A 17,332-nucleotide genomic window follows, 5' to 3' on the forward strand; every position below is an offset into this window, starting at 1 on the left:
GCCACTAAATCAATCAGGTGGCGTGCCGGCGAGCCGAGGCGGATGCCCGCGGCGTCGGCGGCCAGGTCGAAACAGAGACAGAAGGAACAGGACAATGACTGGACAGGAAAACAAGGGCACCGCGGTCGTCACCGGTGCGTCGTCGGGCATCGGCGCGGTCTATGCGGACCGACTGGCGGGGCAGGGCTATGACCTCGTTCTGGTGGCGCGCCGCGCCAACCGGCTCGAGGAACTGGCCGAGAAGCTGCGCTATGCCTACGATCGCAAGGTCAGCTTCATCACAGCTGATCTGTCCGATGACGACGATGTGCGCCGCGTCGAGCGGCTGATATCGGCCGACGAGAGCGTGACGCTTCTGGTCAACAATGCCGGCCTCGGCGGCCAGCAGGTGGTGGCAACGGCCGACGCCGACGCGGCCGAACGCATGATCAAGGTCAATGTCATCGCCTTGACCCGCCTGACCCGCGCCGTGCTGCCGGGTCTTCTGGCGCGCAACCGCGGCGCCATCGTCAACATCGCCTCGGTGCTTGCCTACGAAACCTCGTTCGGCGGCATCTACAGCGGCACCAAGGCCTATGTCGTCAACTTCACCGAGGCCCTGCAGCGCGAGGTCGCGGGCACCAATGTGAAGGTGCAGGTGGTGCTGCCAGGCGCGACCCGGACCGATTTCTGGGAATTGGCCGGCAGCGATATTGACCAGCTCCCGAAGGAGATCGTCATGACCGCCGACGATATGGTCGATGCCGCGCTTGTCGGCCTTGCCAGGGGCGAAGCCGTCACCGTGCCCGCGCTTGCCGATGCCGGCAAGCTGGACACGTTCCTCGGCGCCCGCCAGGCCTTCTACGGCAGCCTGCACGCCAACAAGCCGGCAGCGCGTTACGCGGCTTGAGGGCCAAGGGCTGGTTCGCCTTGCGAACCAGCACCCCCACCCCTGCCACAAGGGGGAGGGTGAGGAAGCGCCTTGTCCGCTCATTCGACAGTGCTCTTATGGAAACGCCGCAAGAAGCCGCGCTCCCTACCTCCCCCTTGTGGGGAGGTAGGACCGCAGGTCCGGGTGGGGGTACTGGCGCTGACCTTGCAGGGCTTGGGTTCCTCTCGCCTCTCTGGCGGGGGCGAGGAACCGGGTACGAGCCTCTAAGCCGATCGCCACATCGGAATGATCGACGCGGCCAGCACCAGCGCCAGCACGATGTTGAGCGCGCGCCATTGCCATTCGGTCTTGAGCAGCCGGGCCAGCACCATGCCGGCCAGGCACCACACAGATAGGGAGATGGCGGCGGTGAGGCCGAAGGTCGAGCCGAGCAGCAAGGCGAGCTGTCCCGGCCCGTCGGCCAGTGCGGCAAAAGAGGCCGCCGCGCCCAGCCCCATCGCCCAACCCTTGGGGTTCATCCATTGGATACCGGCGCCGCCAAGAAAACTGTTCGGCCTGGCCATGGTCACGTCGAGATTGGGCGGGCCGGCGCGGCCGATCTTGAGCGCCAGCCACAGGAGATAGAGCGAGCCGACCACCTTCATCGCCAGCTGCAGCGACGGCACCGCAAGCAGCAGGCCGGCGAGCCCGGCGGCCGCGGCCCCCGTCACCGTAGCAAGGCCGGCGGCGCTGCCGATCATCAGCGGCACCGACCGGCGAAAGCCGAACTGCGCGCCCGAGGCGGTCGACAAGGTCGTGGCGATGCCCGGCGTGGCGGTGGCCACGAAGGCAAACAGGATGAGCGGCAGGATTGGCTGAAGCATGGGACGTCCTTTGTCGGAAGCTCCATGGTAGGCCTGTGCTTGTATCAGTAAATGCAATGTTTGCGATATCAGGCATTAGCATTTATAATGCAGAGATGATCCGCAACCTCGATACGGCGCTGATGCGCACCTTCGTCACCGTCGCCGACAAGGCCAGCATGACGGCAGCGGCCAATGCGCTGCATCTGACGCAAGGTGCCGTCAGCCAGCAGGTCAAAAGGCTGGAGGAGGTGCTCGGCTGCAGCCTGTTCGAGCGTGACCGGCGCGGCCTGCGCCTGACGCGGTCCGGCGAGCGGCTGTTCGACAAGGCCAAACGCCTGCTCAGCCTCAATGACGAGATCTGGGCCGAGATGGCGGGCAGCGCGGTTGCTGGCCAGGTGCGGCTCGGCGTGCCCTATGATCTCGTCGGCACGCTGCTGGCGCCGGTGCTGAAGGCTTATGCCGAGACCTATCCGCAGGTCGAAATCTCGCTGGTCTGCGCTTCGTCGCCGGAACTGGCGGCAGCGCTGGCGGCCGGCACCATCGACCTTGCGGTGATCGAGGAACGCGTCGGCCCCACATCGGGCGAATGCCTGGCCATCGACCGGCTGGTCTGGGTCGGCGCCAGAGGCGGCACTGCCCGCGCCAAGCGGCCGCTGCCGGTGTCGATCGTCGCCGACACCTGCGCCTTCCGGCCGGTGGTGCTCTCGGCGCTCAACGAGCATGGGCTGGAATGGCGCACCGTGTTCGAGAACGGCAACATCGATGCGACGACGGCGACGGTGCGCTCCGACCTCGCCGTCACCACCTGGCTGGCGTCCACCGTCCCGGCTGATCTCGACATCCTGCCGTTCGATGTCGGCCTGCCGCCGCTGCCGAATTTCGCCATCAATCTGCACCTGCCGCGGCATGGCGTCGGGCCGGCGGCGCAGGAGTTCGCGCGGCATATACGAGACAGACTGGCGCGACGGCCGGTGGCGGCTTGAACGCCTCGCTCCGCTGAGCACCCCTCGGATAAGGGGTGCTCCAGCTTGGCGCCACGTATCGATGATCTTACTTCCAGTTCCTGCGCCGCTCGAGTTCGGCGTCGGACGGCTCGCCCGTGACGAACGAGCCGACCTCGATTTCGCCTGATCGTTCGTAGCTCGCGATGATGACGCCGGTGCTGGACGTCTGCGACTTCACAAGCTTGAAGGCGGCCGGCATCGCGTCTTCGCCGAACAGGCGCTTGCCCTTGCCCAGCAACAGCGGGAAGATCATCAGCCGGATCTCGTCGATCAGCCCGTTTGCGAGCAATGTCTGGATCAGGTCTCCCGATCCCTGGATGAGCAGGTCGGGTCCATCCTCCTGGCGGAGCCGGCGCAGCGCCGCGACGATATCTTCCCCGAGCCACTGCGTGTTCTGCCAGGTGAGTGTGTCAGGCCGATGCGTCGCCACATATTTGGTCGCGGGGTTGAAGGCATCGGCGATCGGATCTTTCTGATACGGCCAGTACGCGGTGAAGATATCGTAGGTTCTGCGGCCGAGCAGCAGGGCGAAGGGCTTGGCGAAGAGTTCCTCCATCGCCGCGCCGCCCACCTCGTCAAAGTAATGGAAGGTCCAGCCGCCGAACTTGAAGCCGCCGACCGGATCCTCGTCGGGTCCGCCGGGGGCCTGCATGACGCCGTCGAGGCTGACGAAGGTGGCGGCGATGATCTTTCTCATTCTACTCTCCCTTGTTCCATCCACGCCGTCGCGGCCGGATCATGGCCCAAGGACGGCTGGCTCGCACCCATTCCGACAGGGTCTGAGAAATTCTGGCCAAATCCGCGCATCGACGCGTCAGTGGCCGGGTTTGGCGCGGACGTCCTTCGTCGAGAACCAGACTTCGCCGAAGATGGCCGTGGCCGTGCGGTCCGGCGCCTTGTCGTTCGTCAGCCAGATCGAGCGGCTGCGCGCGGCTTGCTCGCGTGTCGGGATTTTTGCCGCAAGATCCGCAATCGAGGCACCGATGCAAGGGATGAACCAGGAGCGCATGAAGGGATCGCAGGCAAAGCCCTTCTCGGTGCGGATCACCATTACCGCCAGCGGCACGCGTTCGGACGGGCGCCAGGGGAAGATCATGCGGCCGCCGGGGCGCAGCGCCTTCAGCCATCCGGCCGGCGGCGCGACGACGCCGGCGTTGACATAGATGATGTCGGATGGCGGCAAAGGCGTGGTCACCGCGTCGCCATGGATGACGGTCGCATTGCGGTAGCCTTCGAGATTTTTGCGCGCCAACTCGGCCAGCCTGGCGTCGAGCTCGAAGGCAATCACGCTGCCGCCGGGTGAAACCAGCCTGGCCAGCACGGCCGAGTAATAGCCGGTGCCGGCGCCGACATGCGTGACGGCCTCGCCGGGTTTCGGCGCCAGCCTTCCGATCCACATGGCGTGCAGGAACGGCTCGCCATTGTTGATGCCCTTGTCGGCATCGAGCGCCACCAGCACGTTCTGGTAGATATGCGCCGGGTCGGCGCTCGGCGTGGTGACCTTGCCGCTGCCGGCGACGATGGTCCACGGTCCGGGGCCGAGAAAGGCTTCGCGCGGAACCTCGGCGAACACCTCCTCCAGGCGTGAATCCGATGAGGCGGCATTGGCCGCCATCAGCCGGGCGTAAAATTTCCTGATGTCTTCAATGTTGCTCATGACGCCGGGAAAGATAGCGCGATTTTGAGGTTTGTCTCCGGCTTCGCGGCGGACTCAGCCAACCCCGAACAGCGTATCGTAGAGCAGCTTGAAGTTGAGCACGAGGATGATCGCCGCGACCACCCAGGCAAGGGCCGCGACACCGCGCGGAATGGCGAGGTTGCCCATCTTCTTCTTGTCGGACACGAACTGCACCAGCGGCACCACCGCGAAGGGCAGCTGCATCGACAGGATGACCTGGCTGAACACCAGCAGCTGGCCGGTGCCCTTCTCGCCATAGAGCGCGGTGACGACCACCACCGGGATGATGGCGAGGCCGCGCGTCAAAAGCCGCCGTGCCCAGTTGGGGATGCGCAGCCGCAGGAAGCCTTCCATGACGATCTGGCCGGCAAGCGTCGCCGTCACTGTCGAGTTGAGGCCCGACGCCAGCAGCGCCACGGCGAACAGGATCGAGGCAATGCTTAGGCCCAGCAGCGGCGACAGGAGTTCGAAGGCCTGGCCGATTTCTGCGACATCCTGATGGCCGGTGTTGTGGAAGGCGACCGCCGAGACGATCAGGATGGCGGCGTTGACGAACAGCGCCAGCATCAGGGCGATGGTGGAGTCCGTCGTTGCCCATTTGATCGCGTCGCGCTTGCCCTTTTCGGTGCGCTCATAGGCGCGGGTCTGCACGATCGAGGAATGTAGGTAGAGATTGTGCGGCATGACCGTGGCGCCGATGATGCCGATGGCGATGTAGAGCATTGCCGGGTTGGTGACGATCTCGGACGACGGCACGAACATGGCGTGCAGGATCGTGCCGGCCGGCGGGGCGGCGACGAAGATCTGGATGGCAAAGCAGCCGAAGATGATGATCAAAAGCGCAATGACGAAGGCTTCGAGATAGCGGAAGCCCTTGTTCATCAACAGCAGCACGAGGAAGGCGTCGAGTGCGGTGAGCATGGCGCCGCCGATCAGCGGAATGCCGAACAGAAGCTGCAACGCGATCGCCGTGCCGATGACTTCGGCGAGGTCACAGGCGATGATGGCGAGTTCGCAGGCGACCCACAGCACGAAATTGACGGGGCGGGGATAGTAGGCGCGGCAGGCCTGCGCGAGGTCGCGGCCCGTGGCGATGCCAAGCCGGGCGGCCAGCGCCTGCAAAAGGATCGCCATCAGGTTGGAGAGCATGATGATGAACAAAAGCGTGTAGCCGAACTGGGCGCCACCGGCGAGGTCGGTGGCCCAGTTGCCGGGGTCCATATAGCCGACCGAAACCATGTAGCCCGGACCCATGAAGGCGAACAGCCGACGGAACCAGACGCCCGAGCTCGGCACGGCGATGGTGGAATTGACCTCGCGCAGGCTCGGCTGGTCGTCCTCGTCCCGTCCGGCGAACCGCCATGAGGATCGAGTGGCTGTGGCTTCTGCGTCTGACATGAAAGGCTTTCCGAGACTTCCGGGAGGATATCCGCAACCTATGCCATGGCTCAACATTATGCAATGGGCTATATTTCATTGTTTGTGCTTTTTGTCGGCGCTCGGCCAGATTTGCGTAGCGGCGATCCGAAACGCCGGTTGCGCCTGTGGGGGAATGCAAATAAACGGCCTGAAGAATCAGAGCCCGTGCTATAAAGTGCCGACGGCCAAACTCCCGAGGAGGAGCGCGCATTGGCGCTGAAGAACAGACCTGTCCCGCGGGAGCCATTGCCCGACGCCGATGTCCATTCGGAAGGCTTCCGGCAGACGCGCGAAGCGCGCCGCAGCGCGCTGATCGAGGACTATGTCGAGCTGATCGCCGATTTGATCGAGGACGGCAACGAGGCGCGCCAAGTCGACATCGCCGCACGGCTCGGCGTCGCGCAGCCGACTGTGGCCAAGATGCTGACCAGGCTCTGCGCCGACGGGCTGGTGTCGAGAAAGCCCTATCGCGGCGTGTTCCTGACCGAGGCCGGCCGCAAGGTGGCGGAGGAAAGCCGCATCCGCCACCAGACGGTGGAGGCCTTCCTGCGCTCGCTCGGCGTCAGCGCCGAGACGGCGCGCATCGATGCCGAGGGCATCGAGCACCATGTCAGCGCCGAGACGCTGGAAGCGTTCCGCAAGGCGATGACGGCGCCGCGCTGAGCATTCAGCCGTTCTGAGAGATCTCGCCGGAACCCCAACACCTTACGCACGTTGCTCCTGACATGGCGCGATGTCGCGCCAAAGGAGGAAGCAATGGGCGTCGAACAGGCACCGACCGCGAAAGGCAAGCAGGCCGCCAAGGGATTGAAGCAGGCGGCGGCGAAGGACGAGCGCAAGACCGAGGCCGAGACCGGCCACCCGCTGGAAAAGGGCGCCGCGCGTTTCGAGGAGCGTTCTAAAAGCTCCGATGGCAAGAGTGCAGGCGCCAAGCAGAAAAGCTGAGGCCGCGCAGACGTCGCCGGCGGGCGGAAGCTGTCTGTTCAGCGGCCGGTTGCCTCTGCTATGGGTCCCGGGTGTTCGAGCCCTTTGAAAGGTCTACCGGACCTTTCAATTTGCCTGCGGCAAACCGCTCTCTCACTCACGGACATCCTGGACCCAGCTCTTGGGGTGGCCGTCGACGCGGAACTGGAAGATGAAATAGGGCGGGATGCAGGTGCCCTCACCAGGCTTGGCCTGGGGTAAATCATCGTATCCCGCGGTGCAGATATAGTCCTCGCGGCAGGGATGCGCCTTGTCGCAGGCGCGCAGGCCGGCGGTCTTGGTGAATTCCCTGGTGCAGAATTTGTGGTCCTTGCCGGATGCGACGCAGTCGTTGAAGCCGGTCTTGGCGAGGCGGCCGCATGTCGCCTCCTCGGGAAGCTTGTCGCAGGTCGCCTTGCGCAGCATGCCGCCGGGAAAGCCGCCGGTCTTCTGCTCGGGGTTGTCGTAGCGCTGGCGCGCCGCGCCATAGCCGGCGATCTTGACCACCGGCTTCTTGTCGCGCGCGGGGTCGATGGCGCAAGCCTTGGCGGTGGCAGGCGACAGGCGGCAATACTGGTCGTTGCCCCATGTCGACATCTTGATCTCGCCGAACTCGACGGGGTCGCCGACCGCGGTGCCCTTCTCGCTGACGCAGGTGCCGAAGCCAGGATGGATGGCGCTTTCGTGGACGCCGGCGCAGCGCAGGCCAGAGCCGCAGGTCCAGTCCTTGAAGCTTGCGTCCTCGCCGCGATAGCAGATCGAGCCCCACCCATTGTAGAGGTCGGTGCCCTTCAGCGCTTCGGCATATTTCTGGTCCGGACGGGCGGCGAAACCTCTGGCGAAATCCGGATGGCCGCCGGCGGCGAACTGCTCGACGATGGCGCGGCGGCGCGGCAGGTCGGCGAAGAACACCGCCGAGCCCGGCACGAAGACGGCGTTGCGGCGCGGTTCGCTGGCCGGGTCGGCGCCGGTGTAGTGGAAGCCGGCGATGCCGTGTGTCTGATGGCAGCCGGTGCAGCTCATCTCGTTCAGCCGCAAATTGAAGCCGGCCACCGACTTGATGGTGGCGAGCGTATTGCCCCTGGCGACGTAATCCTTCAACGCCTTGTCGATATCGCCGTCATCGATCAGCCCATAGGCGATGTTGTTCTGCGAGCGGCTCAGGCCGCCGGGTGCTACGGAGACGGCGCTCTTGGCCAGGAACTTCTCGTCGATGACCAGCCGGCCATGGTCGAGATCGTAGATGTTGCGGTCGGTGAGCAGCCATTTGGCGAAGGACTTGACGTCGGCCAGCACCGTTGCCCGGTCAATCTGGTTCTCCATCCTCGATTCATAGAAGCTCGAGGTCGCCGGATTCCATTTGAAGATTTTCAGGAGGTATTCGGCATGGCCACCGAAATCGCGCCGCGTCGAGGCCGAGAGCCTGAGCACCTGCATGTTGAGTTCGAGCCGCATGATCTGCGAGGAATTGAGCATGGCGCCGGCGAGCGGCCCTTCGTCGGAACGCAGCCAGGCGGCCAACCGTTCGGGCGGCAGGTCTTTCTGGCCGGCGGCAAGCCAGCGCTGGGCGACGTCGGCGCAGGACACGTCGGTGGTAGCAGGCAGATCTTTTGAGGCACGCGCCCGCGCCCGCACGGGCTTGGCGTTGAACACCAGGCTCATGGTCAGCGGCAGGCGTGACGAGATGCGCTGCCCAGTCTTCCCCCCGATTGGCTTGCCCTTGGCCGGCTTTTCGGCGACCGAATAGTGGAAGCGGTAGATCAGCCTGATCTCACCGCATTCGGTGTGGCCGAGATAGCCGCGATCCATGCGGTTGACGACGCCGGTAAGGTCCAGCGTCGAGCCGTCGTCGTCGATATATTTGGGATTGAATTTCTGGCTGGTGTCGTTCGACCTGGCCATGGCGGCGACGTAGGGGTCTGGGCTGGCCTTCGGCTCGTCCGATATCTCCTGCTTGACCGTGTCGCGCACCGTGGCCAGCGCCGGCACGGAAAACAGGCCGTGATTGTCGACGTCGCGGGTGAGGCCGAGTGCCGGGCCGAGCAGGCGGCTGATCGACAGGCCGCCGCGCTCCAGCGCCTGCAAAGTTGCCGGGTCGGTGACGGCAACGCTGGAATCGAGCGTCACCGCGCCTGCCGACCCAAGGCCAAGGCAAAGCAGCGCCGCAAGCAGCGAGAGGTATTCACCGATTGTCTTCAAGTCCCGCTACCCCCCCCTCTGTTTGCGGCAATGCTACAGGCGTTCCCTGGCTGCGGCCAGAGTGGTGGAGCCGCCATGCCGGCACCGCCTTGGCCGCCGAAAAATGCTGTGACTTGACGCAACCATTGGGCTAATTGTTTGTTGGATTGGGCCGGCTTGCCGGAGCAACGGGAAAGTTTGCAGCGCGAGGAGTTGCCATGCTCTGGAGAGGCCGTCGTCAGAGTGACAATATCGAGGACGACCGCAGCGACAGCGGCGGCGGCGGGATTGGTGGCGGTGGCGGCTTCCAGATCCCTATCGGCGGCCGGACCGGTGGTGGCGGCAGCATCCTCCTCGTCATCCTGGTGGTGATCGCCGGATGGTACTTCGGCTTCGATCCCTCGGCGATCCTGGGCGGTGGCGATGGCGGCCTGCTGCCCGGCGGCGGCGGCCAGATCACCGACAGCGGCGGCGGCCAGGACAGTGGCACGGCACCCGCCAATGACGAGATGAAGCAGTTCGTCGCGACCGTGCTGGCAGAGACCGAAGACACCTGGACCGGCATCTTCAAGTCGCAAGGCCTGACCTATGAGGATCCCAAGCTGGTGCTGTTTTCCGGCCAGGTCCGTTCGGCTTGCGGCTTTGCCTCGGCGGCGGCCGGACCGTTCTATTGTCCGGGCGATCACAAGGTCTATCTCGACATGACCTTCTTCCAGCAGCTCGACCAGCAGTTCGGCGCCTCGGGCGAGTTCGCGCGGGCCTATGTCATTGCGCATGAGGTCGGCCATCACGTGCAGAACCTCACCGGCATCATGTCCAAGTTCAACCAGATGCGGCAAGGCATGGGCGAGGCCGAGGCCAACCAGATGTCGGTGCTTATCGAACTGCAGGCCGACTGTTTCGCCGGCGTGTGGGCACACTACACCGCGCAGAAGGGCATATTGGAACAGGGCGACATCGAAAGCGCGCTGAATGCCGCCAAGCAGATCGGCGACGACACGCTGCAGAAGAAGACGCAGGGCTATGTCGTGCCGGAAAGCTTCAACCACGGCACTTCACAGCAGCGGCAGACCTGGCTGGCGCGCGGCTACAAGAGCGGCAAGCTTTCGGACTGCAACACGCTGAGCGGCCCGCTTTAAGCGCTCGTCTTAGCGCAATGCCCTGATGGCGAAGACGCCGTCAGGGAGTGTCAGGATCAAGCATTCCTGCCTGTTCTCGCATTGTTCCTTTTTGCGGGCTCGCCTATAAGGTGCGTCCGCTTGCGCCTCAGCGCGGACGGAGGAGCTTGACCCATCATGATCGACCCCAAAACCGCCCGGCGGGGCCTTGCGCTGGTTTTCACCACGCTGCTGCTCGATATCATAGGCTTCGGCATCATCATGCCAGTGCTGCCGGCCTATTTGCAGGAATTGTCCGGTGTCAGCATCAGCGCCGCGGCGATCGAAGGCGGTTGGCTGTTCTTCGTCTATGCAGCCATGCAATTTTTCTTCGCGCCGATCATGGGCGGGTTGAGCGACCGCTTCGGGCGGCGGCCGATCCTGCTCGCCTCGGTGCTGACTTTCTCGATCGACAATCTGATCTGCGCGGTCGCATGGTCCTATCCGATGCTGTTCATCGGCCGCGTTCTGGCCGGCATTTCCGGCGCCAGCTATTCGACGACATCGGCCTTCATCGCCGACATCTCGAACGACGAGAACCGGGCGACGAATTTCGGCTTGCTCGGCATCGCCTTCGGCGTCGGCTTCGTCATCGGGCCGGTGCTGGGCGGATTGCTCGGCACGTTCGGACCGCGCGTGCCGTTCTATTTCGCCGCCGGGCTCGCCTTCGTGAATTTTCTGATCGCGATGGTCTTCCTGCCTGAAACACTCGATGAAAAGCATCGCCGCCGCTTCGAGTGGAAACGCGCCAACCCGGTCGGCACGCTCCTGCAGATGCGTCAGTATCAGGGCATTGGCTGGATTGGGCTGGTCTTCTTCCTGATGACGCTCGGCCATATGATGTATCCGGCGGTCTGGTCGTTCGTTTCCAACTACCGCTATGGCTGGAGCCAGCAGCAGATCGGTTTTTCGCTGGGCGCCTTCGGCCTGTGCGGCGCGATCGTCATGGCTACCGTGCTGCCGCGCGTGATCCCCAGGCTCGGCGAATGGAAGACGGCGGTCATCGGCCTGACCTTCACGGCGGTCAGCGCCTTCGGCTATGCCTTCGCCTCGCAGGGATGGATGATCTATGCGGTGATCGTCGTCGGCTGCCTGGAAGCGCTGGCCGACCCGCCGCTGAGAAGCCTCGCCGCCGCCAAGGTGCCGCCTTCCGCACAAGGCGAATTGCAGGGCGCGATGACCTCGATCTTCTCGATCACCTCGATCATCACGCCGCTGCTCTACACGGCGATCTTTTCCTGGTTCACCGGGCCAAACGCGCCAGTAACCTTCGGCGGCGCGCCCTATCTGGTCGGTGCGTGTTTCCTGCTGCTGGCGCTCATCGTCTTCGTCACCAAGGTGGCGAGACCGGCGACGGCCACAAACGCCACAACGAGCGTCGCGGAAGATGGGGCGCAGGCATGAGTCATGACAGCCGCATTGCGCTGACCAGGGACGGGGTGTCGCTGTCGCGGCTGGTCTTCGGCGCCTGGCGCCTGCTCGACGGCGGCGTCCGCCCCAATGCCGATCAGGTCGCGCGGCTGATTGGCACCGCCGTGGACCTCGGCCTGACCAGTTTCGACCATGCCGACATCTATGGGAATTACGAGGTGGAGGCGGCCTTCGGCGCCGGGCTGTCGCGCTGGCGAGGCAAGCGCGAGGAGATCGAGCTGATCTCGAAATGCGACATCATGCTAGCCTCGGCCAACCGGCCGCAGAACCGGCTGAAGCACTATGACACCAGCGCCGCCCACATAAGCGCGTCGGTCGACCGTTCGCTCGGCAATCTCGGCACCGATTATCTCGACCTGTTGCTGCTGCACCGGCCGGATCCGTTGATGGATGCCGACGAGACGGCGGCGGCACTGGCCGGACTGGTCAAGGCGGGCAAGGTGAGGGCGGTCGGCGTTTCCAATTTCACGCCGTCGCAATTTGATCTCCTGGCCTCGCGGCTGCCCTTCGCGCTCGCCACCAACCAGATCGAGATGTCAGTGCTGAAGACGTCCGCGCTGACTGACGGCAGTCTGGACCACGCGCAGCGCCTGGCCTACGCGCCGATGATCTGGTCACCGCTCGGGGGCGGCTCGCTGTTCACCGGCAAGGAAAGCCGGGAAGCACGGGTGCGGGCTGCACTCGCGGCGGTGGCCGCCGAAATCGGCGCAGGCGATCTCGCGGCCGTTGCCATTGCCTGGCTGCTGCGCCATCCGGCCCGGCTGGTGCCGGTGCTGGGGTCGATGAAGCCGGAACGGCTGGCCGCCATGGTCAAGGCGCTGGAGATCAGCCTCGACCGGCAGCAATGGTTCGCGATCCTGGAGGCGAGCGAGGGGCGGCCGGTGGCTTAGGTCAGGGTTAGGATTCGATCCACTCGCTGGGGACATCCAACGCCTTCGCCAGCATCGCGCTGGTTTGCGCAGATGGCTTGCGGCGATTGGATTCAAGGTCCGACAGGAAACCCTGGCTGACACCAATCGCCCTTGCCAATTCGGCCTGTGTCAGCTTGCGCCAGTTGCGCAGCGCCTTGAGCCGGCTGGAGCCCCGCAAAATATCCATGGTCACGTCGGCGGGCAGTTTCTTTTCCGTTTTCAACTCGGCCTTCCGTTCGTCGTAGATCGCTACATCCGCAGCGTCTTCGAGGGCTTCTTCGGCGGCATGCAGCAATGCCTCGTAATCAGCCTTCGGGATGACGACCAGTTCTTCGCCGGTTGAGGTCTTGATGATTTGCGGGGCGTTCATGATGCTCTGTCCTATGGCCGACTGTAAGTCGTCGTCTCACGCTTGCCGATGTAGATCGCAAGGATGGTGGTGCGATCTTCATCGAATATGGCGCGGTAGCGGCCGATCCGCAGCCTGTAACCGTTTCTGCCGGAAAGACGCTTTACATCCCCACGGCCGCTGATTGCGTAAGCGATCAAACCTTCGGAGATCTGCTCGCGGATATCAGCGGGCAGGTTGTCAAGATCGCGAGCCGCCGATACCGAAAGGATGATCGTCTTCACGATCACAATATCGCATATTTATCGCTTGGTGTTAAACGATATTATCGCAGATCGCCGATCTTGCTGTTCAAGCCCGTTCTGCCAGCAATTCCTCGCCGCGTTTTTCGCGGATCAGGTTGACGAAGCGGCGGAACAGATAGTGCGAATCCTGCGGGCCCGGGGAGGCCTCTGGGTGGTGCTGGACCGAGAACACCGGACGGCCAGTGAGCGCGATGCCGCAGTTCGAGCCGTCGAACAGCGAGACATGGGTTTCCTCGACGCCCTCGGGCAGCGAGTCAGCGTCGACGGCAAAGCCGTGGTTCATCGAGACGATCTCGACCTTGCCTGTCGTGTGGTCCTTGACCGGATGGTTGGCGCCGTGATGGCCCTGGTGCATCTTGGCGGTCCTGCCGCCGAGCGCCAGCGCCAGCATCTGGTGGCCGAGGCAGATGCCGAACACCGGAATGTCGGTCTTCAGCAGATCCTGGATGACCGGCACGGCATAGTCGCCGGTGGCTTCCGGGTCGCCGGGGCCGTTGGAGAGGAAAATGCCATCGGGCTGCATGGCGAGGATCTCTTCCGAACCGGTGCTGGCCGGAACCACGGTGACCTTGGCGCCGAGGCCGGCAAGCAGGCGCAAGATGTTGCGCTTGACGCCGTAGTCGATGGCCACGACATGCAGCGACGGCTCGGCCTGTTCGCCAAAGCCTTCGTTCCACACCCAGGGCGTCTCGCGCCAGACCGAGGACTGGCCCGAGGTGACTTCCTTGGCGAGGTCGAGCCCGATCAGGCCGGACCAGGCGGCGGCGCGCTGCTTCAGATCGTCGAGGTCGAAGACACCGTCGGGCGCATGCGCGATGACGGCGTTGGGCATGCCCTTTTCGCGGATCAGCGCGGTCAGCGCACGGGTGTCGATGCCCGAGAGCGCGACGATGCCGCGCTTCTTCAGCCACTCGTCGAGATGGCCGGCGGCGCGGTAGTTGGACGGGTTGGTGACATCGGCCTTGAACACGGCGCCGACAGCGCCGGCGCGGGCCGCCGGGTTCAAGTCCTCGATGTCCTCGCCATTGGTGCCGATATTGCCGATATGCGGAAAGGTGAAGGTGACGATCTGGCCGGCATAAGACGGGTCGGTGAGGATCTCCTGGTAGCCGGTGAGCGCGGTGTTGAAGCAGACTTCTGCGACGGCGGAGCCGGTGGCGCCGAGGCCACGACCCTCGATGACGGTGCCGTCGGCCAGCACCAGCAGGGCGGTCGGCTTTTCGGTGGCCCAAGGTGGGGTCAGCGCGGGCGTCATCTCGGCCATGGCGGCACTCCTATCAGGCTGCGCGCTTCGATGGCTGACCATCCGCGCAGCAAACGGCGCGGCAGCGATTTCTCGAGCCTGCGCGCAAATTTTCTGTCTTGTTCATGCTGTTGCCCCAAAGCCGCTAGGCACCTTGGGCAGCATGAACTCATTGTCTTATGCAAGGCCGAGTACATAGGGGAAGGTGCCAGAACGGTCAATGATACAGCCAGGGACCGGCATCGATTTATTTCGCCCAACAATATCAGTGGCTTGCCGGCTCATCCGAGATTTGCCTTGTGCTCACGGCAAGGTTATGGTCCGCGCCGTTCGAAGGAGACAAGCACGATGCGCGCAAAAATCGCCGAATCCCTGAAAAGCGCGATGAAGGCGCAGGACAAGCACCGGCTGCCGACATTGCGGCTGATCCAGGCCACCATCCACGACCGCGATATCGCCAATCGCGGCTCGGGCAAGGACCCTGCCAGCGACGAGGAGATCCTGCAGATCCTGGCCAAGATGGTGAAACAGCGCGAGGAATCGGCCAAGGCGTTCGACGACGGCAAGCGCCCGGAACTGGCGGCGCAGGAGCGCGGCGAGATGGAGATCATCCGCGGCTTCCTGCCGACGCAACTCGACGATGCGGCGATCGCGGCGGCAGCGCGCGAAGCGATTGCCGAGACCGGCGCGGCCAGCCAGAAGGACATGGGCAAGGTGATCGCCGCGCTGAAACAGAAATATGCGGGCCAGATGGATTTCGGCAAGGCAAGCGGTATCGTCAAGGGCCTGCTGCAGTAGGCGTCGCCGGCGCAGCCCCTTTTCATCAATGGCGGTAACCTGGCCCGGTAAGGGTCAGCAGGCCGAAATCTGCGCTGTCCGGCCATGCTGGTGGCGCGACATGGACTGTCCAAATCGTGACTTTGGATCTCGCGGCCCTATGCAGGGGTAGCAGGATCCAATGGGCGTTCACGCACTACCTTGCATAAACAGGTAGCGTGCTATATACAGGTCTGGAATTCGAGGCCTGCCATGACCGACTCCATCCTCGTCCAGTTGCGAAAAGGCGCGCTTGATCTGTGCGTCCTGGCGGTGCTTTCGCGGGGTGAAAGCTATGGCTATGAAATCGCCAGCACGCTGGTCGCCGCGGTGAACATGGGGGAGGGCACGATCTATCCCCTGATGCGCCGGATGCAGAATGACGGGCTGGTCGCCACCCGCCTCGTCGAGTCGAGCAGCGGGCCGCCGCGCAAATATTACCGGCTCACGCCGCTCGGCCAGCAGGCTTTCGAAGCTCACCGCCGCGACTGGCGATCCTTCGCCGGGGCCGTCGACAAACTTCTCGAGGATTTGCCATGACCAGAGACGCCTTCTTGCGCACGCTGAGACAGGGACTTGCCGGCCTGCCGCCGCGGGAGATCGAGGATATCGTTGGCGACTATGCCGCCCATTTCGCCGATGCCTCGGGCCGCGGCGAAGCGGAGGTCGCGGCGGCCCTGGGTGATCCAACCAGGATCGCCCGCGAGTTGCGTGCCGAGGCGGGCCTGCGCCGTTTCGAAGCGCATTGGAGCGTGTCTAACATGCTGGCGGCGACGATCGCCCTGGCCGGCCTTGCCTTCGTCGACATCGTCTTCCTGCTGCCGTTGCTCATCACCGCGCTCGTGCTTGCGCTCGGGCTTGGCATCACGCTCGTCGCCATTGGCGTGCTCGGCGTCAAGATCATTCTCAGCACGCTGCTGTTCGAGCCGGGCACAGCCTTCTCGCTCGCGCTGGGTCGTCTCTTCATCGGCGCAGGGTTGGTGAGCGGCTTCCTTGGCGGCGGCGCCTTGTTGTTGCTGGCCATGGGCGCGGGCGTCCGGGTTGTCGGGCGCTACGCCCGACTGCATTCCCGCATCGCGCAAGCCGACCGCAGCTCCGTTTGAGCGCTGCCAAGCGCTTGCAATTTGTCATCACGTTGAAGGAAACGGATCATGACTGGAAAACTGGCATTCGTCGCGACAGCCGGGTTGGTTGGCGCTGCCCTGTTTTTGGCCGTGGGCATCGGACTTGCAGGGCCGGATTGGGTCAACGCGGGAGGCTCGTGGATCGCCGGCCAATCGACCTGCGGCGCGATCACGTCCGTCAGAAAGGAAGTTACGCTGCCGTTCAGCGCCAATGGCAGCTTCACCATCGCTTTGCCGGCCTCGGTCCGCTACCAGCCGGGTGACAAGGCCGAAGCTGTCGTCAGCGGCGATTCCACGCTCATCGATCATCTGCGCATGGAGGGCAGCCAGCTCAGCCTGGATTGCGAGACGGGCTGGTTTTCGCCCCGGTTCGACGTCACCGTGTCGGGGCCGTCGATTTCGGACTGGAGACTGGTCGGCAGTGGCGAGCTGGCCCTGTCGCAGGTCAAGCAGCCCGAGCTGCGGCTGAGCATTCGCGGCAGCGGCAGCGTGGTCGCCACCGGAACCACCCAAACGGTCGATCTGGAAATCTCCGGTTCGGGTTCGGGGCGGCTCAAAGACCTGATCGCCCAATCCGCGCAGGTCGAGATCCGCGGCAGCGGCGACGCGGAGATTACCGCACAGTCGGATGCGGATGTCTCGATTACCGGCAGCGGTGACGTCGATCTCTATGGGCACCCGACCATGCGGCGGTCGCAGGTCAGAGGCAGCGGCAGCATCACGCAGGTGCCGTAGCCGGCGGCCTGCAATCGTCCAAAGGCTGGATTGCGACAGGCTTTAGAGCAATTCCAGGAAAAGTGTGAGCGGTTTTCCGTCTGGAATTGCGGCAAAAACAAAGAGTTAGAGGGCTTGTCGGTCCGGTCCAGAGCGCGCTCACCTATCCCTTCGACGACAATGCGGATGATGTGCCTGATCTCGTCGGCGCTGGAGGAGCCTACCGAGAGCGTCGAGAGCATCGCCTGGTCGTATATGCCGAGCAGCACCAGCGCCATGAAATTGGCGTCGTCATCCCTGCGGATGGCACCTTGGCTGGCCGAG

General features: G+C 64.2%; 20 protein-coding genes. 11 read left to right on the forward strand and 9 right to left on the reverse strand.

From position 1 onward, the window contains the following. The first annotated feature begins 94 nt into the window (after positions 1-94). Complete coding sequence (locus JG746_RS12105; RefSeq protein WP_202358334.1) at positions 95-889, forward strand: SDR family NAD(P)-dependent oxidoreductase; 795 nt, start codon at positions 95-97, stop codon at positions 887-889. A 245-nt stretch (positions 890-1,134) separates the two neighbouring features. Here JG746_RS12105 and JG746_RS12110 read toward each other — a convergent pair whose 3' ends face one another. Continuing rightward, a complete protein-coding gene (locus tag JG746_RS12110; protein WP_202358335.1) occupies positions 1,135-1,734 on the reverse strand; it encodes a LysE family translocator in 600 nt (199 codons plus the stop codon). A gap of 95 nt (positions 1,735-1,829) precedes the next feature. On the opposite strand from JG746_RS12110, the gene JG746_RS12115 reads away from it, so the two are divergent. Further along, complete coding sequence (locus tag JG746_RS12115) at positions 1,830-2,699, forward strand: LysR family transcriptional regulator (RefSeq protein WP_244730758.1); 870 nt, start codon at positions 1,830-1,832, stop codon at positions 2,697-2,699. Positions 2,700-2,766: 67 nt separating this feature from the next. On the opposite strand, the gene JG746_RS12120 is transcribed toward JG746_RS12115, so the two are convergent. The 3 genes from JG746_RS12120 to JG746_RS12130 all read right to left on the reverse strand — a co-directional run bounded on the left by JG746_RS12120 (position 2,767) and on the right by JG746_RS12130 (position 5,796). Beyond that, positions 2,767-3,417, reverse strand: a complete 651-nt coding sequence (locus JG746_RS12120; protein WP_202358337.1) for a dihydrofolate reductase family protein — start codon at positions 3,415-3,417, stop codon at positions 2,767-2,769. A gap of 117 nt (positions 3,418-3,534) precedes the next feature. After that, a complete protein-coding gene (locus tag JG746_RS12125) occupies positions 3,535-4,377 on the reverse strand; it encodes a protein-L-isoaspartate O-methyltransferase family protein (RefSeq protein WP_202358338.1) in 843 nt (280 codons plus the stop codon). Between the two features lie 54 nt (positions 4,378-4,431). Further along, positions 4,432-5,796, reverse strand: coding sequence for an Nramp family divalent metal transporter (locus JG746_RS12130; protein ID WP_202358339.1), 1,365 nt, complete (start codon positions 5,794-5,796; stop codon positions 4,432-4,434). A gap of 231 nt (positions 5,797-6,027) precedes the next feature. Between JG746_RS12130 and mntR the strand changes: the two genes are divergently transcribed. Together mntR and JG746_RS12140 are read left to right on the forward strand one after the other, a co-directional pair. Next, complete coding sequence (gene mntR, locus JG746_RS12135; RefSeq protein WP_202358340.1) at positions 6,028-6,480, forward strand: manganese-binding transcriptional regulator MntR; 453 nt, start codon at positions 6,028-6,030, stop codon at positions 6,478-6,480. A gap of 93 nt (positions 6,481-6,573) precedes the next feature. Next, a complete protein-coding gene (locus tag JG746_RS12140) occupies positions 6,574-6,762 on the forward strand; it encodes a hypothetical protein (protein WP_202358341.1) in 189 nt (62 codons plus the stop codon). A 132-nt stretch (positions 6,763-6,894) separates the two neighbouring features. On the opposite strand, the gene JG746_RS12145 is transcribed toward JG746_RS12140, so the two are convergent. Beyond that, a complete protein-coding gene (locus tag JG746_RS12145; protein WP_202358342.1) occupies positions 6,895-8,979 on the reverse strand; it encodes a hypothetical protein in 2,085 nt (694 codons plus the stop codon). Between the two features lie 197 nt (positions 8,980-9,176). Between JG746_RS12145 and ypfJ the strand changes: the two genes are divergently transcribed. From ypfJ to JG746_RS12160, 3 genes are all read left to right on the forward strand, one after another. Next, positions 9,177-10,097 carry a KPN_02809 family neutral zinc metallopeptidase gene (gene ypfJ / locus JG746_RS12150; RefSeq protein WP_202358343.1) on the forward strand — a complete coding sequence of 307 codons (921 nt, stop codon included), beginning with the start codon at positions 9,177-9,179 and terminating at the stop codon, positions 10,095-10,097. 156 nt (positions 10,098-10,253) lie between these two features. Beyond that, positions 10,254-11,519, forward strand: a complete 1,266-nt coding sequence (locus JG746_RS12155; protein WP_202358344.1) for a TCR/Tet family MFS transporter — start codon at positions 10,254-10,256, stop codon at positions 11,517-11,519. Beyond that, a complete protein-coding gene (locus JG746_RS12160; RefSeq protein WP_202358345.1) occupies positions 11,516-12,436 on the forward strand; it encodes an aldo/keto reductase in 921 nt (306 codons plus the stop codon). Before JG746_RS12155 ends, JG746_RS12160 begins: the two co-directional genes overlap by 4 nt. 7 nt (positions 12,437-12,443) lie before the next feature. On the opposite strand, the gene JG746_RS12165 is transcribed toward JG746_RS12160, so the two are convergent. The 3 genes from JG746_RS12165 to carA form a co-directional block, all read right to left on the reverse strand. Further along, the gene (locus JG746_RS12165) at positions 12,444-12,827 is read right to left on the reverse strand and encodes a helix-turn-helix domain-containing protein (protein ID WP_202358346.1); all 384 of its coding nucleotides are present in this window, start codon (positions 12,825-12,827) and stop codon (positions 12,444-12,446) included. Between the two features lie 11 nt (positions 12,828-12,838). Next, positions 12,839-13,090: a type II toxin-antitoxin system RelE family toxin gene (locus JG746_RS12170; RefSeq protein ID WP_202358347.1), complete on the reverse strand. Its 252-nt coding sequence runs from the start codon at positions 13,088-13,090 to the stop codon at positions 12,839-12,841. Positions 13,091-13,157: 67 nt separating this feature from the next. Further along, positions 13,158-14,375 carry a glutamine-hydrolyzing carbamoyl-phosphate synthase small subunit gene (carA, locus tag JG746_RS12175; RefSeq protein ID WP_202358348.1) on the reverse strand — a complete coding sequence of 406 codons (1,218 nt, stop codon included), beginning with the start codon at positions 14,373-14,375 and terminating at the stop codon, positions 13,158-13,160. Between the two features lie 327 nt (positions 14,376-14,702). Between carA and JG746_RS12180 the strand changes: the two genes are divergently transcribed. From JG746_RS12180 to JG746_RS12195, 4 genes are all read left to right on the forward strand, one after another. After that, the gene (locus tag JG746_RS12180; protein ID WP_202358349.1) at positions 14,703-15,152 is read left to right on the forward strand and encodes a GatB/YqeY domain-containing protein; all 450 of its coding nucleotides are present in this window, start codon (positions 14,703-14,705) and stop codon (positions 15,150-15,152) included. A gap of 231 nt (positions 15,153-15,383) precedes the next feature. Continuing rightward, a complete protein-coding gene (locus JG746_RS12185; RefSeq protein WP_123166970.1) occupies positions 15,384-15,710 on the forward strand; it encodes a PadR family transcriptional regulator in 327 nt (108 codons plus the stop codon). Next, the gene (locus JG746_RS12190) at positions 15,707-16,273 is read left to right on the forward strand and encodes a DUF1700 domain-containing protein (protein WP_202358350.1); all 567 of its coding nucleotides are present in this window, start codon (positions 15,707-15,709) and stop codon (positions 16,271-16,273) included. The genes JG746_RS12185 and JG746_RS12190 overlap by 4 nt, the downstream gene beginning before the upstream one ends. 48 nt (positions 16,274-16,321) lie before the next feature. After that, entirely contained in the window at positions 16,322-17,029 is a 708-nt protein-coding gene (locus JG746_RS12195) for a GIN domain-containing protein (protein WP_202358351.1), read from the forward strand. On the opposite strand, the gene JG746_RS37125 is transcribed toward JG746_RS12195, so the two are convergent. Next, complete coding sequence (locus tag JG746_RS37125) at positions 16,963-17,286, reverse strand: hypothetical protein (RefSeq protein WP_244730760.1); 324 nt, start codon at positions 17,284-17,286, stop codon at positions 16,963-16,965. The genes JG746_RS12195 and JG746_RS37125 overlap by 67 nt on opposite strands. Between the last annotated feature and the right edge of the window lie 46 nt (positions 17,287-17,332).

Source organism: Mesorhizobium sp. 113-3-3, from assembly GCF_016756495.1.
GTDB lineage: Bacteria > Pseudomonadota > Alphaproteobacteria > Rhizobiales > Rhizobiaceae > Mesorhizobium.